Source organism: Novosphingobium terrae (assembly GCF_017163935.1).
In the GTDB taxonomy this organism is placed as follows: domain Bacteria; phylum Pseudomonadota; class Alphaproteobacteria; order Sphingomonadales; family Sphingomonadaceae; genus Novosphingobium; species Novosphingobium terrae.
In genome coordinates this window covers 1,180,796-1,195,441 of sequence record NZ_JABVZR010000001.1, presented here as the reverse complement: position 1 = coordinate 1,195,441, position 14,646 = coordinate 1,180,796, and the positions used below count along the sequence as shown (strand labels likewise).

Here is a 14,646-nt window from a genome sequence, read left to right as displayed (position 1 = left end):
GGCTGAACATGGATATCCGCGCCGCAGAAATCTCGAAGGTCATCAAGGACCAGATCGCCAATTTCGGCACCGAGGCCCAGGTCTCGGAAGTGGGCAGCGTGCTGTCGGTGGGTGACGGCATCGCCCGCATCCACGGTCTGGACCAGGTCCAGGCCGGTGAGATGGTGCAGTTCGCCAATGGCGTGCAGGGCATGGCCCTCAACCTCGAAGCCGACAATGTCGGCGTCGTGATCTTCGGTTCGGACAGCGAGATCCGCGAAGGCGACACTGTGCGCCGCACCGGCACCATCGTGGACGTGCCGACCGGCAAGGGCCTGCTGGGCCGCGTGGTCGACGCGCTGGGCAACCCGATCGACGGCAAGGGCCCGATCGAATACACCGAGCGCCGCCGCGTCGAGCTGAAGGCTCCGGGCATCATCCCTCGCAAGTCGGTGCACGAGCCCGTGCAGACCGGCCTGAAGGCCATTGACGCTCTGGTTCCCATCGGCCGTGGCCAGCGCGAGCTGATCATCGGTGACCGCCAGACCGGCAAGACCGCCGTCGCCATCGACACCTTCATCAACCAGAAGGCCGCCAACCAGGGCGACGACGAAGGCAAGAAGCTGTATTGCATCTATGTCGCCGTCGGCCAGAAGCGTTCGACCGTCGCTCAGATCGTGCGTCAGCTCGAAGAGAACGGCGCGATGGAGTACTCCATCGTCGTGGCCGCCACCGCTTCGGAGCCCGCTCCGCTGCAGTATCTGGCCCCCTACACCGGCTGCGCCATGGGCGAGTTCTTCCGCGACAACGGCATGCATGCCGTGATCGTGTATGACGATCTTTCCAAGCAGGCCGTGGCCTATCGCCAGATGTCGCTGCTGCTGCGTCGTCCCCCGGGCCGCGAAGCCTACCCCGGCGACGTGTTCTATCTGCACAGCCGCCTGCTGGAGCGCGCCGCCAAGCTGAACGACGACTTCGGCAACGGCTCGATGACCGCCCTGCCGATCATCGAAACGCAGGCCGGTGACGTGTCGGCCTACATTCCGACCAACGTGATCTCGATCACCGACGGCCAGATCTTCCTTGAAACCGGCCTGTTCTATCAGGGCATCCGTCCGGCCATCAACGTGGGTCTGTCGGTGTCGCGCGTGGGTTCGTCGGCGCAGACCAAGGCGATGAAGAAGGTGTCCGGCTCGATCAAGCTGGAGCTGGCCCAGTATCGCGAAATGGCCGCTTTCGCCCAGTTCGGTTCGGACCTCGACGCTTCGACCCAGAAGCTGCTGAACCGCGGTGCGCGCCTGACCGAGCTGCTCAAGCAGCCCCAGTTCTCGCCCCTCGGCTTCGAGGAGCAGACCGCGGTGATCTTCGCTGGCACCAACGGCTACCTCGACAGCATCCCTGTCAAGCAGGTGACCGAGTATGAGGCTGAGCTGCTGAGCTTCCTGCATCAGAACCACGCCGATGTCCTCAAGCTGATCCGCGACACCAAGGATCTGGGCGATGAGGCCAAGAGCAAGCTGAAGGCCGCGCTCGACACCTTCGCCAAGCAGTACGCCTGAACCTTACCGGGAGGGTAATTGGCGATGGCCAGTCTTAAAGAACTCAAGCTACGCATCAACTCGGTCAAGTCGACCCAGAAGATCACCAAGGCCAAGCAGATGGTCGCGGCGGCAAAACTGCGCAAGGCGCAGGCTTCCGCCGAGGCCGCCCGCCCCTATGCCCAGCGTCTGGCGCAGGTGATGGGCTCGCTCGCGAGCCGCATCACCGTCAGCGAGAACAGCCCCAAGCTGCTCGCCGGCACCGGCAAGTCGCAGGTGCATCTGCTGGTGGTGGCCAACTCGGATCGCGGCCTGTGCGGTGCGTTCAACTCGAACATCCTGAAGGCCGCCCGCGCCAAGGCGCAGGCCCTTCAGGCCGAGGGCAAGACCGTGCTGTTCTACCTCATCGGCCGCAAGGGCCGTGCGGTGGTGCGCCGGGAATTCCCCAAGGCGGTTGAGGCCGAATTCGACACCACCTCGGTGCGCGAACCCGGCTTTGCCGAGGCCGAGGCGATCGCAAACGAACTCGTTGCGCTTTACGAAGCGGGCAAGTTCGACGTGGCTCATCTGTTCTATTCCAAGTTCCGCAGCGCCCTGCTGCAGGAGCCGACCACGCAGCAGATCATCCCCGTGCCCGCCCCCAAGGTGGCTGCGGAGACCAGCGGCGCCGTGGTGGAATATGAGCCCGATGAGGAAGACATCCTCGCCGCGCTGCTGCCGCGTTACCTGCGCACCCAGCTCTTCGGCGCTCTGCTGGAGAATGCGGCGAGCGAACAGGGCGCATCGATGACCGCCATGGACAATGCCACGCGCAATGCCGGCGACCTCATCAACAAGCTGACCGTTCAGTACAACCGCAGCCGTCAGGCCGCGATCACCACTGAACTCATCGAAATCATCGCGGGCGCCGAAGCGCTCTGATCGACGACCAAAAGGAATAACCCTATGGCCACCGTGCTCACCTCCACTGGCAAGATCAGCCAGGTCATCGGCGCCGTCGTCGACGTTTCGTTCGACGGCGAACTGCCCGCCATTCTCACCGCGCTGGAAACCAGCAACAACGGCAACCGTCTGGTTCTCGAAGTTGCCCAGCATCTGGGTGAGAACACCGTCCGCACCATCGCCATGGACTCGACCGACGGTCTGACGCGCGGCCAGGCCGTGACCAGCACCGGCGCCCAGATCTCGGTCCCCGTGGGCCCGCAGACCCTCGGCCGCATCCTCAACGTCATCGGCGAGCCGATCGACGAGCGCGGTCCCGTCGGCGCGACCCAGTTCGCCCCGATCCACGCCGAAGCCCCGCCCTTCATCGAGCAGTCGACCGAAGCGGCCATTCTGGTCACCGGCATCAAGGTCATCGACCTTCTGGCCCCCTACGCCAAGGGCGGCAAGATCGGCCTGTTCGGCGGCGCCGGCGTGGGCAAGACGGTTCTCATTCAGGAACTGATCAACAACATCGCCAAGGGCCACGGCGGCGTGTCGGTGTTCGCCGGCGTGGGTGAGCGTACCCGCGAGGGCAACGATCTGTATCACGAGTTCCTCGACGCCGGCGTTATCGCCAAGGACGCCGAGGGCAACCCGACCCCCGATGGTTCGAAGGTTGCTCTGGTGTTCGGCCAGATGAACGAGCCCCCGGGCGCCCGCGCTCGCGTTGCTCTGTCGGGTCTGACCATGGCTGAGTATTTCCGCGACCAGGAAAACCAGGACGTGCTGTTCTTCGTGGACAACATCTTCCGCTTCACGCAGGCCGGTTCGGAAGTGTCGGCTCTGCTGGGCCGTATTCCTTCGGCCGTGGGTTACCAGCCCACCCTGTCGACCGACATGGGCGCCCTGCAGGAGCGCATCACCTCCACCACCAAGGGTTCGATCACCTCGGTGCAGGCCATTTACGTGCCCGCAGACGATCTTACCGACCCTGCCCCGGCTGCCTCGTTCGCTCACCTTGACGCCACGACCACGCTGAACCGCGCCATCTCGGAGCTGGGCATCTACCCGGCCGTGGATCCGCTGGACTCGACCTCGCGCGTGCTGACGCCCGCCGTTGTCGGTCAGGAGCACTACGAGACCGCCCGCCGCGTTCAGGAAACGCTGCAGAAGTACAAGTCGCTTCAGGACATCATCGCGATCCTGGGCATGGACGAGCTGTCGGAAGAAGATAAGCTCACCGTAGCCCGCGCCCGCAAGATCCAGAAGTTCCTGTCGCAGCCCTTCCACGTGGCCGAAGTCTTCACCGGCATCAGCGGCAAGTTCGTGCAGATCGAGGACACCGTCCGCTCGTTCAAGGCTGTGGTCGATGGCGAATACGACCATCTGCCCGAGAACGCCTTCTACATGGTCGGCGGCATCGACGAAGCCATCGAAAAGGGCAAGAAGCTGGCTGCGGAGGCCTGATCCATGGCACTGCATTTCGAGCTCGTCACGCCTGCGCGTCTGGTCCGGTCCGAGAGCGTCCACATGGTGGTCGTTCCCGGCACGGAAGGCGAGTTCGGCGTGCTTGAAGGCCACGCGCCCTTCATGTCCACCGTGCGCGACGGCGTGCTGAAGGTGTACCGTACTGAAAACGGCACCCCCGAAGACATCGCCGTCTCGGGCGGCTTCGCCGAGGTGAGCGCCAGCGGCCTCACCGTGCTGGCGGAGCATGTCGAGGGCTGATTTTTCTGCCCTTACGTGATTAGAAAGACCGGGTGGCGGGGTTCCGTTGCCCGGTTTTTCTTTGTTCAAGGGAGTTAAGGGAAAGATGCGAGGGGGTTACCCCCTCGCGCTCCCATGAATGTCTACGTTGCGCCAAGGGTTCAGCGTTGCGCCCAGATTGTTGCGCCGCAGGCTTTCAAATTTCACGTGCAGCCTGCCCTCTCCAGCGATCCACTGCCTGCGGCGGCATGCCGCGCAGGTGGAGAGGTTAAGCACGAGGATCGGGCGCCACTGCCCTATCGTCGGGAGACGTAAAGGGAGCGCGAGGGCGATGGCCCTCGCTTTTTCCTTTTCCTCCCTGAACGCCCCGTAATCCCCCTCACCCGTGCTTACTTATTAGCAAATCCTCAAAGTTTCCGTCTTATTCACCAACCATCATACGCCACACCCGGCTGGGCTGTGGCCGGGACGTGATCAGGGATCGAGACTTATGAGCGCATTCGGGCGACGCAACGGCCCCACCAGCTTCGGGCAAGGCGCACGCCCGCAATTCGGCGTGGCGCGGCCCATGCAGGGTGGCGCTGCTCCGGCGGCCCAGCCTCAGCAGCCGCCGCCGGGTGGACAGCAATTCCCGCCGCTGCCTGCCGAATCCGCCGCGCCCGCTCCGGCCCCGGCGCCCGCTCCGTCTGCGCCCCAGCCCCTGCGCAGCGAGGCCATGGCGCGCCTCGACGAGCGCATGAACACCACGGTCGAGAACACGCATAAGGCCGAGGGTTTCGAGGCCAGCGTTCACAAGATCAAGGAAGAGGTGCTGCCACGCCTGCTGGAGCGCGTCGATCCCGAAGCCGCCGCCACGCTGACGAAGGATGAACTGGCCGAGGAATTCCGCCCCATCATCATGGAGGTGCTGGCCGAGCTGAAGATCACCCTCAACCGGCGTGAGCAGTTCGCGCTGGAAAAGGTGCTGATCGACGAGCTGCTCGGCTTTGGCCCGCTCGAAGAGCTGCTGGGCGATCCCGACGTGTCCGATATCATGGTCAACGGCCCGGATCAGACCTACATCGAAAAGAAGGGCAAGCTGACCCTTTCGACCATCCGCTTCCGCGACGAGCAGCATCTGTTCCAGATCGCGCAGCGCATCGTCAATCAGGTCGGCCGCCGCGTCGACCAGACCACGCCGCTGGCCGACGCCCGCCTGAAGGACGGCAGCCGCGTTAACGTGATCGTGCCGCCGCTCTCGCTGCGCGGCACCGCCATCTCGATTCGTAAGTTTTCCGAAAAGCCGATCACGCTCGATATGCTGCGCGATTTCGGCTCCATGTCGGACCCGATGTGCACCGCGCTGAAGATTGCGGGCGCCTGTCGCATGAACATCGTCATCTCGGGCGGTACAGGCTCGGGTAAAACGACGATGCTCAACGCCCTGTCGAAGATGATCGACCCCGGCGAGCGCGTGCTGACCATCGAAGACGCCGCCGAACTTCGCCTGCAGCAGCCGCACTGGCTGCCGCTGGAAACGCGCCCGCCCAACCTTGAAGGCCAGGGCGCCATCACCATCGGCGACCTTGTGAAGAACGCCCTGCGTATGCGCCCGGATCGCATCATTCTGGGCGAAATTCGTGGCGCGGAGTGCTTCGACCTCCTCGCCGCGATGAACACCGGTCACGACGGCTCGATGTGTACGCTCCACGCCAACAGCCCGCGCGAATGCCTTGGCCGTATGGAAAACATGATCCTGATGGGCGACATCAAGATCCCCAAGGAAGCCATCAGCCGCCAGATCGCCGAATCGGTGGACATCATCGTGCAGGTGAAGCGCCTGCGCGACGGCTCGCGCCGCACCACCAACATCACCGAGGTGATCGGGATGGAAGGCGATGTGATCGTGACGCAGGAGCTGTTCAAGTTCGAATATCTGGACGAGAGCGAGGACGGCAAGATCATCGGTGAGTTCCGTCCCTCGGGTCTGCGGCCTTATACGCTGGAAAAGGCGCGTCAGTTCGGGTTCGATCAGGCTTATCTTGAGGCCTGTTTGTAAGAAAAGTTGAAGCAGGGGGCGTTACGCCCCCTGCACCCCCGTTACGTCTCCCGACGATAGGGTGGTGCCGCCCCATCGGCGCGCGCGGCCTCTCCATCTGCGTGTCCTAAAACGCCGCAGGCAAGTCATCCCTGAGGAGAGACAGAGCCAGCAAGTTCAGGCCTGCGGCGCGGCAATCCGGGCGCAATGTCGAACCCGAAGCGCAACGCAGACAAACCCGGGAGCGCGAGGGGGTAACCCCCTCGCATAATCTCTTCTTCCCCCTTTAAGACACCATCCAGAACTTCACGGCCCCAGCCGCAGCCAGCACCCCCACCATCGTCGCCCAGAACGAGATTCCGCGCCACGGCACCCAGCCCACAGCGTCCGGATCGGCGCGGCGCAAACGGCGACGGTCGGCCAGCCAGCCCAGCACGGCCAGCGATACCGAAAGGCTCGCGACCCATGCGCATTTCGCAAAGTCCAATTCCATCGCCTGCCCTTGCCTCAACGGCGCGCGCGGGTAAACGGAAACTCATGCCTGTTCATCAACGCCCCTTTCTGGCGCTGGGCCTTCGGCTTGGCGCGGCACTGGCCATGTCCAGCCTGTATATGCTGGTCAAGCTGGTGCATCAGATGGGCGTTTCCCTGCCGGAGATCATCTTCTGGCGACAGGCCGGGGCCCTGCCGCTGCTGCTGGGCTGGATTTTGCTGCGCGGGCAGATGTGGCAACTCAAGACCACCCGTTTCAAGAGCCATGCCACGCGGTCGCTGATGGGCATGGTGGGCATGCTGGCCAATTTCGGCGCAACGATCCTGCTGCCGCTGGCGGTGGCGACCATTCTGGGCTTCACCACGCCGATGTTCGCGGTGGTGCTGTCCGCACTGTTCCTGAGGGAGAAACCCGGTCGCTGGCGCGGGCTGGCGGTGGCTCTGGGCTTTGCCGGGGTGCTGGTGATCGCGCGGCCCGGCGCCATGCCGATTTCCCCGATCGGGGCGCTGGTCGGGCTGGCTTCGGGCTTTATGGTGGCGGTGGTCTCGATCCAGCTGCGCGATATGGGCCGCACGGAAACGCCGCTTTCGGTGGTGTTCTACTTCTCGCTGGTGGGCACGGTGCTGATGCTGCCCACCCTGCCCTTCACCATGACGCATCACACGCCGCTGCAATGGGCGATGATTCTGGCCATGGGCAGCATCGGCACGCTGGCGCAGCTGCTGCTGACGGCGGCCTTGCGCTATGGCCCGGTCTCCACCGTGGTGGTGATGGATTATTCCTCGCTGATCTGGACGACGCTTTATGGCTGGCTGGTCTTCCACCAGATGCCGCCTGCCAGCACATGGCTGGGGGCGCCTCTGGTGGTGGCCGCCGGGCTAGTGATCGTCTGGCGAGAGCGGGTTCGCGCCCGCGCCGCTGCTACGCCGCCAGAAGAGAGCGCGCCCGCAGGTAGAGTTCCCCGCGGAAGGTGACAATGCTGCCCAGGGCAAAGCCGATCAGCGCATCGCTGGCCAGCGCGAGCCAGGCGGCATGGGCCGCGCCTGCCTCGACCATTTCATAGCGGGCAAACTGCCGCAGCACGATCACGCCGACCAGCAGCATCATCGCCGCCGCCGACTGGCGGATAAACAGCGCGCCGGTGACCGGATCGCGGCCGATATGGGTGAGTTTCGCGCGCTGCCAGCCCAGCGGCACGCCCAGCACCAGTCCTCCGGCCAGAGCGGCCCAGCCCAATGGTTCGGGCGGGCGGGCAATCAGCAGCGCGGTGATCGCTGCCAGAGCGATCACCGGCAGGATCAGCGACAGAGCGGGGCGGAACGGTCGCTCCCGCCCGATCTGGCGGCTGCGCAGCGCCAGCACCACCACGATCACGGCGATGGGAATCCACTGGCTGTAAGGATTGCCGTTATGCATGTTTTGGTCCCTGATGACTGTATTAAAAGAATAACACAGCCATCAGGGAAGAAAAGAGAGAAATGCGAGGGTGTTACACCCTCGCGCTCCCATTTGTGCTTACGTTGCGCCAGCCTCTCGGCGTGGCGCACGCAATCAGGCCTTGTCGCCCTTCCACACCAGCACCGGTTTGCGGGCGGCCAGGGTTTCATCAAGGCGACGGCGCGGGGTGAAGTGCGGCGCCGTCTTCAGGCGTTCGTCACCCGCGCGGGCACGTTCGGCCAGCGAGCGCATGCTGGCGATGAAGCGGTCCAGACCGGCGCGGCTTTCCGTTTCGGTCGGCTCGATCAGCATCGCGCCATGGACGACCAGCGGGAAATAGACCGTCATCGGGTGGAAGCCCTCGTCGATCAGGCCCTTGGCGATGTCCAGCGTCGAGAAGCCGGCGGCAAGGCCGGCATCGCTGAACAGCGCCTCATGCATGCAGGGGCCCGCCTTGGCGAAAGGCGCTTCCAGCACATCTTCCAGCTCGCGCAGGATGTAGTTGGCGTTCAGCACGGCATCTTCCGACACCTGACGCAGGCCATCATTGCCATGCGACAGAATGTAGGTCAGCGCGCGGGTGAACATGCCCATCTGGCCGTGGAAAGCCGCCATACGGCCAAAGCTCTGCGCATGGCCGGTCGAGGCGATTTCTTCCTCTTCCACCAGATGCACGCGGCCATCGGCCTCACGCTGCACGAAGGGCAGCGGGGCGAAGGGCGCCAGCGCCTCGGACAGCACCACCGGACCCGAACCCGGACCGCCACCACCATGCGGGGTGGAGAAGGTCTTGTGCAGGTTGATGTGCATGGCGTCCACGCCCAGATCGCCGGGGCGCACCTTGCCGACGATGGCGTTGAAGTTCGCGCCATCGCAGTAGACGTAACCGCCATAGGCGTGAACGGCGTCCGAAATCGCCTTCAGATCACGCTCGAACAGACCGCAAGTGTTCGGGTTCGTAATCATCACACCGGCCACATCGGGGCCGAGGCGACTGACCAGAGCAGCCATATCCACGCGACCATCCTCGGTGGCAGGGATGCTCTCCACGCGGAAACCGGCGAAGGCGGCAGTGGCGGGGTTGGTGCCATGCGCGCTTTCCGGGACCAGAACCACCGGGCGGTTCTCGCCCTTGGCCTCGATCGCGGCGCGGATGCAGAGCAGACCGCACAGCTCGCCATGGGCGCCAGCCTTGGGGCTCAGCGCCACGGCGGCCATGCCGGTCAAGCCGATCAGCCAGTCCGACAGCTCGGCAATGGCTTCAAAGGCGCCAGCGACGGTGTGCTTGGGCTGCAGCGGGTGAATATCCGCAAAGCCGGGCATCCGCGCGACCTTCTCATTCAGGCGCGGATTGTGCTTCATGGTGCACGAACCCAGCGGGAACGGCCCCAGATCGATGGCATAGTTCTGGCGCGACAGGCGGGTGTAGTGGCGCACCACCTCCGGCTCGGTCAGGCCCGGCAAAGCGGCGGGCGCCTTGCGCAGGAACTTGGCGAGACCCGCGATGGGCCCGCGCGTCGGCGCATCGATGTCCACGCCGGTCTGGCCCGCGCGGTTGAGTTCGAAGATCAAGGGCTCTTCAAGCTGAAGGCCCTTGTCTCCCGACACGGTCATCGGCTGCACGGAACCGTCATCGGCCACCATTTCAGGCTTCCAGCCGGATGCATTCGGAGCGTTCATCTCAGGCCCCCTTCTTCAGAACGTCGGCCAGCGTGGTGGCCAGCGCTTCGATATCGTCATCGGTGGTGCATTCGGTCGCCGTCACCAGCAGACCGGCATGCAGCGCCTTGTCCTGCGGATAGAGGCGACCAAGAGCGACACCGCCCAGCACGCCCTTGTCCGCCAGCGAACGCACGGCTTCGCGCGCATCGGCGGGCAGCACCACGGTGAACTCGTTGACAAAGGCGTCGTTCAGCACCGTCACGCCCGGGATCTGGGCGAGGCGTTCCGCCGTCTGGCGCGCACGGTCATGGTTGACCGCCGCCAGCTGCGACAGGCCCTCGCCGCCCAGCAAGCTCATGTGAATGCTGAAGGCCAGCGCGCAAAGCCCGGCATTGGTGCAGATGTTGCTGGTGGCCTTCTCGCGGCGGATATGCTGCTCGCGGGTGGAGAGCGTCAGCACGAAGCCGCGCTTGCCCTCGGCATCGACGGTCTCGCCACAAAGACGTCCCGGCATCTGGCGCAGGAACTTCTCCGAAGCACCGAACAGGCCCAGATAAGGGCCGCCGAAGTTGAGGCCGACGCCGAGCGACTGACCCTCACCCACGACGATGTCCGCGCCCAGATGGCCCGGCGCCTCGATCAGGCCCAGCGCCACCGGCTCGGTGACAACGACCACCAGCAGCGCGCCCTTGGCGTGGGCGGCAGCCGAAATCGCGGCCAGATCGGGGATACGGCCCAGAATATCGGGGTACTGCACCACGACAGCGCCGGTCTGGTCGTCGATGGCGGCGATCACCTCGGCATCGTCGGGCTGGGCCGACAGCACGGGCGAGCGGGCCTCGATCACATCGCCGGTGAACTTGGCCATGGTTTCGGCCGTGCCCACGTAATGCGGGTGCAGACCGCCCGAGAGCACCGCCTTCTTGCGGCGCGTGACGCGGCCCGCCATGGCAATGGCCTCCCAGCATGCGGTCGAGCCGTCATACATCGAGGCATTGGCCACATCGGTGCCGAACAGGCGCGCGACCTGCGTCTGGAACTCGAAGAGCACCTGCAGCGTGCCCTGCGCGATTTCCGGCTGATAGGGCGTGTAGGCGGTCAGGAACTCGCCGCGCTGGATCAGATGGTCGACGCTGGCCGGGATATGGTGCTTGTAAGCCCCTGCCCCCAGGAAGAAAGGCGCCGCGCCCGCCGAGAGGTTCTTGCCCGCCAGACGCGCCATATGGCGCTCCACCGCCATTTCGCTGGCGTGCGGGGCAAGGCCTTCAACGGGGCCGGAGAGCAGCGCATCGGCGGGCACATCGGCGAAGAGATCGTCGATGGTGCCGGCGCCGACAGCCGCGAGCATGGCGGTGCGATCCGCCGGGGTCAGGGGAAGGTAACGCATCGTGAGATCAAAGCTCCGCGATATAGGCCTTGTAGGCGGCTTCATCGAGCAGGTCGCTCAGCGCAGCCGCGTCGGTCAGGGTCAGCTTGAACAGCCAGCCGTCGGTTTCAGCAGCGCTGTTGACCAGCTCGGGCTCGGCATCGAGGGCAGGGTTGCCTTCCACGATCGTGCCCGCGACAGGCGCGTAGACGTCGCTGGCGGCCTTCACCGATTCCACCACGGCGACAGCTTCGCCCGCCGTGACGGCGCGGCCCGCGTCGGGCAGCTCCACGAAGGTGATGTCACCCAGCGATTCCTGAGCGAAGTCGGTGATGCCGACGGTGGCGGTGTCACCATCGACCTGAATCCACTCGTGTTCCTTGGTGAAATAGCGAGTCATTTGGCGGCTCCCTTGCGGTAATAACGGGTGGGTTGGAAAGGCATGGGCACGACGGTGGCGGGCAGCTTCTTGCCGCGCACGTCAATGGAAAGAGCGGTGCCCTCGGCGGTATGCGCGGCATCGACATAGGCCATGGCGATGGGGTGGCCGAGGCTGGGCGCGAAACCGCCCGAGCAGACCGTGCCGACCTTGACGTCACCGGCGAAAACTTCGGCGCCTTCGCGGGCGGCCTGGCGGCCTTCCAGCTTCAGACCGATGCGCAGGGTGGCGGGGCCTTCGGCGAGGGTCTTCAACACATGGTCGCTGCCCATAAAGCCGCCCTGTTCACGGCGGCGCTTGGAGAGCGCGAAGGTGAGGTTGGCGCTGACGGGGTCGGTCTCGGGCGACAGGTCATGACCGTAAAGCGGCAGACCGGCTTCCAGACGCAGGCTGTCACGCGCGCCAAGGCCGATGGGCTTCACATCCGCGTGGGCGGCGAGAGCCGTGGCGAAGTCTACGATACCTTCATAGGGCACGCTGATTTCATAGCCATCTTCGCCGCTGTAGCCCGAGCGGCTGACGCCCAGCTCGATGCCGTTCCACTCATAAGGACCGGCCTGCATGAAGGAGAGTTCCTCCACCGGCACGATCTGCGGCAGCGCGGGCTTGAGACCCAGCGAGGCCAGAGCGGCAGCGGCCTTGGGGCCCTGCAGGGCCAGCAGGCCGTGTTCGTCGCGATGCGTGAGGGTGATGTCGTCGGGCAGGTTTTCGCGCAGATGGGCGATGTCGTCCCACTTGGTCGCGCCGTTCACCACCACGAAGAAGCCGTTCTTCCAGCGGGTGACCATCAGGTCATCCAGAATGCCGCCATTTTCGTCCAGCAGCAGCGAATAGCGGATGCGGCCGATCTTCAGGATCGAGAGGTCGGCGGGCAGCAGGGCTTCCAGAGCGGCTTCCACCGCCGACTGATCGTCGCCCTCAACCGAAACCACCAGCTGGCCCATATGGCTGACATCGAACAGGCCCGCGCTTTCACGCGTCCAGAGATGCTCGGCCATGATGCCTTCATACTGCACCGGCATCATGTAACCGGCGAATTCCACCATGCGCGCGCCGCGTTCACGGTGCCATGCGTCCAGCGGCAGGGTCAGGATCGCGGGGATCTCGTCGCCGTCCACATCGACATGGCCATCGACGGATTCGTCATGTTGGTTTGAATCGCTCACAACTCGGGCTTCCCTACAGATTGCACCAGATCTGGTGCCCCCTCTGTCACGGAAACCTGAGAGCTTAGCCCAGCGCGTTTGCGACCAACGCACGCCGGATTTACCCCTTCGGCGGCTCTCCTGCCCTAGGGCTGAAGCGCACTTTCCAGAGCGTCACTGTCAATCCACACGGTCCCTTGTGCCTGAGAGATTCCGGGGCGGTTGCTCCTTCGGCGTCTCGCAAACCCACCCTTTCGAGCGAATCGCGAGAAACTCTCCCGCATGGATTAGTGACTGAAGCCGCCATTCACTGTTGCGCTTCCTGAGTCAAAGGGCATTTCACCCACTTGTCCACCAAACACGTCGCATCCGTTCTAGACATGCGGCAAAACTCCGCAGGATCAGACGTTGCTGAGGCCCTCGGGCGCGCTGCCGTGGATTTCGGCATAGCGGGCGATGGCGAAGCGATCGGTCATGCCGGCGATATAGTCGGCGATGTGGCGGCTGCGGCCCGGTTCGGCTTCGGGCATGCGGGCCAGCCAGTCCTCGCCCATCAGCGCGGGATCGGCACGAAGGGCAGAGAAGAGGCCCGCCGTCACCAGCTTGGCCTTGCCCGCGGTTTCCAGCTGCTCGGGGTGGTAATAGAGCCGCTGATACATGAAGCGCTTCAGGCGCCGCTCTTCCTCCGCCATGGCGGGCGAGAAATCGACACAGGCGCGCCCTGCCTGCCGCACTTCATCCGCGCTGGTCATCCCGGCAATGCGGCCTTGCGTTTCGGCGATCACATCATTGACCATGATGCCGATCTGGCTGCGCACCAGCTCACGCAGTTGCCGGTCGCGCGGGGCGCCAGCATAGCGCTGTTCAACCTTATACCATTGCTCGGCGACGAAGGGCTGCTCCATCAACTGGTCGAGCGTGAGGAAACCGGCGCGCAGGCCATCATCGATATCGTGATTGTCATAGGCGATGTCGTCGGCAATGGCGGCGACCTGCGCTTCAAGGCAGGAATATTCGGCCAGATCGAGCGGGAAAGCGGCATCCAGCTCCTGCAAGGCCCAGCCGGGGTTGCGCACAGGGCCATTGTGCTTGGCCAGACCCTCCAGCAATTCCCATGTCAGGTTCAACCCATCATGCCCGCAATAGGGGCTTTCCAGACGCATCAGCGTGCGCAGCGCCTGAGCGTTGTGATCCCAGCCGCCCTGCTCTTTCAGCGCCTCCTGCAGCGCATCCTCACCGCTGTGGCCGAAGGGCGGGTGGCCGATGTCATGGGCGAGGCACAGGGCCTCGGTCAGATCCTCGTCCAGACCCAGCTGGCGGGCGATGACGCGGCCGATCTGCGCCACCTCCAACGAATGCGTGAGGCGAACGCGGTAATGGTCGCCATCGGGCGCGATGAACACCTGCGTCTTGTGGCGCAGGCGGCGGAAGCTGATCGAATGGATGATGCGGTCGCGGTCGCGCTGGTACTCGCTGCGCGGACCGCGCGCGATGCCGCCTTCCATGGGAAACTCGCGCCCGCGTGAGCGCAGAGGATCGCAAGCCAGCGGGGAGCGGGTGATCAGGGCTTCGGCACTATCCATCAGGCTGGCCTAGCTTACCGCCCTTATTGCAGCAAGCTTCCCAAGCCCGAGGGCCCGACCTGAGCGACACAGGCCCCCGCCGCCGAGGCCGTTACCTGAATCACCTGCGGATCGTTGATGCGCTGCACGGCGGCGACATAGTCCATCGCAGAACGCTTGGGACCCTGCAGCGCCTCAAGCTTGCGCAATTGCGAGATCGTCAGGTGGTCGACCATGCGCTGCGCCATGCATTCGGCCATCGACTGGGACAGACCTGCGTGGGTGAGCGCCGCCTGCACCCGGCTGCGGGCGATGCCCTCTACGCATCCACCCAGAACCAGCGATGCACCCAGCACCGCGATTGCAAACCCACGCAT

14 protein-coding genes and 2 riboswitches are annotated in these 14,646 nt (G+C 64.7%); of the genes, 6 read left to right on the top strand and 8 right to left on the bottom strand.

All coding sequences use genetic code 11. The features are described 5' to 3' along the window. The first annotated feature begins 8 nt into the window (after positions 1-8). From atpA to HGK27_RS05645, 5 genes are all read left to right on the top strand, one after another. Positions 9-1,538 carry a F0F1 ATP synthase subunit alpha gene (gene atpA / locus HGK27_RS05665; protein WP_206239447.1) on the top strand — a complete coding sequence of 510 codons (1,530 nt, stop codon included), beginning with the start codon at positions 9-11 and terminating at the stop codon, positions 1,536-1,538. 24 nt (positions 1,539-1,562) lie between these two features. Further along, positions 1,563-2,438 (top strand): F0F1 ATP synthase subunit gamma, encoded by an 876-nt coding sequence (locus HGK27_RS05660; protein ID WP_206239445.1) that lies wholly within the window; start codon positions 1,563-1,565, stop codon positions 2,436-2,438. Positions 2,439-2,462: 24 nt separating this feature from the next. Continuing rightward, positions 2,463-3,908: a F0F1 ATP synthase subunit beta gene (atpD, locus tag HGK27_RS05655; RefSeq protein WP_206239444.1), complete on the top strand. Its 1,446-nt coding sequence runs from the start codon at positions 2,463-2,465 to the stop codon at positions 3,906-3,908. A 3-nt stretch (positions 3,909-3,911) separates the two neighbouring features. Then, positions 3,912-4,169 carry an ATP synthase F1 subunit epsilon gene (locus tag HGK27_RS05650; RefSeq protein ID WP_206239442.1) on the top strand — a complete coding sequence of 86 codons (258 nt, stop codon included), beginning with the start codon at positions 3,912-3,914 and terminating at the stop codon, positions 4,167-4,169. A gap of 469 nt (positions 4,170-4,638) precedes the next feature. Next, entirely contained in the window at positions 4,639-6,186 is a 1,548-nt protein-coding gene (locus HGK27_RS05645; protein WP_206239440.1) for a CpaF family protein, read from the top strand. Between the two features lie 265 nt (positions 6,187-6,451). Here the strand turns inward: HGK27_RS05645 and HGK27_RS05640 are convergent, their stop codons facing one another. Continuing rightward, complete coding sequence (locus HGK27_RS05640) at positions 6,452-6,658, bottom strand: hypothetical protein (protein ID WP_206239439.1); 207 nt, start codon at positions 6,656-6,658, stop codon at positions 6,452-6,454. A 44-nt stretch (positions 6,659-6,702) separates the two neighbouring features. Here HGK27_RS05640 and HGK27_RS05635 point away from each other — a divergent pair, with 44 nt between their 5' ends. Continuing rightward, entirely contained in the window at positions 6,703-7,632 is a 930-nt protein-coding gene (locus tag HGK27_RS05635; protein WP_206239437.1) for a DMT family transporter, read from the top strand. Here the strand turns inward: HGK27_RS05635 and HGK27_RS05630 are convergent. The 7 genes from HGK27_RS05630 to HGK27_RS05600 all read right to left on the bottom strand — a co-directional run bounded on the left by HGK27_RS05630 (position 7,580) and on the right by HGK27_RS05600 (position 14,646). Beyond that, positions 7,580-8,074 (bottom strand): CcdC protein domain-containing protein, encoded by a 495-nt coding sequence (locus tag HGK27_RS05630; protein WP_206239435.1) that lies wholly within the window; start codon positions 8,072-8,074, stop codon positions 7,580-7,582. The genes HGK27_RS05635 and HGK27_RS05630 overlap by 53 nt on opposite strands. A gap of 135 nt (positions 8,075-8,209) precedes the next feature. Continuing rightward, a complete protein-coding gene (gcvPB, locus tag HGK27_RS05625) occupies positions 8,210-9,775 on the bottom strand; it encodes an aminomethyl-transferring glycine dehydrogenase subunit GcvPB (protein ID WP_206239432.1) in 1,566 nt (521 codons plus the stop codon). Position 9,776: 1 nt separating this feature from the next. Beyond that, positions 9,777-11,144: an aminomethyl-transferring glycine dehydrogenase subunit GcvPA gene (gene gcvPA / locus HGK27_RS05620; protein ID WP_206239430.1), complete on the bottom strand. Its 1,368-nt coding sequence runs from the start codon at positions 11,142-11,144 to the stop codon at positions 9,777-9,779. A 7-nt stretch (positions 11,145-11,151) separates the two neighbouring features. Continuing rightward, complete coding sequence (gene gcvH / locus HGK27_RS05615; protein WP_206239428.1) at positions 11,152-11,523, bottom strand: glycine cleavage system protein GcvH; 372 nt, start codon at positions 11,521-11,523, stop codon at positions 11,152-11,154. Then, a complete protein-coding gene (gene gcvT / locus HGK27_RS05610; protein WP_407674600.1) occupies positions 11,520-12,728 on the bottom strand; it encodes a glycine cleavage system aminomethyltransferase GcvT in 1,209 nt (402 codons plus the stop codon). Before gcvT ends, gcvH begins: the two co-directional genes overlap by 4 nt. A gap of 33 nt (positions 12,729-12,761) precedes the next feature. Beyond that, a riboswitch (glycine riboswitch) is annotated at positions 12,762-12,887 on the bottom strand. After that, positions 12,888-12,998, bottom strand: a riboswitch (glycine riboswitch). It lies immediately after the preceding riboswitch. A gap of 110 nt (positions 12,999-13,108) precedes the next feature. After that, positions 13,109-14,290, bottom strand: coding sequence for a deoxyguanosinetriphosphate triphosphohydrolase (locus HGK27_RS05605; protein ID WP_206239426.1), 1,182 nt, complete (start codon positions 14,288-14,290; stop codon positions 13,109-13,111). A gap of 23 nt (positions 14,291-14,313) precedes the next feature. Beyond that, positions 14,314-14,646: a hypothetical protein gene (locus tag HGK27_RS05600; RefSeq protein ID WP_206239424.1), complete on the bottom strand. Its 333-nt coding sequence runs from the start codon at positions 14,644-14,646 to the stop codon at positions 14,314-14,316.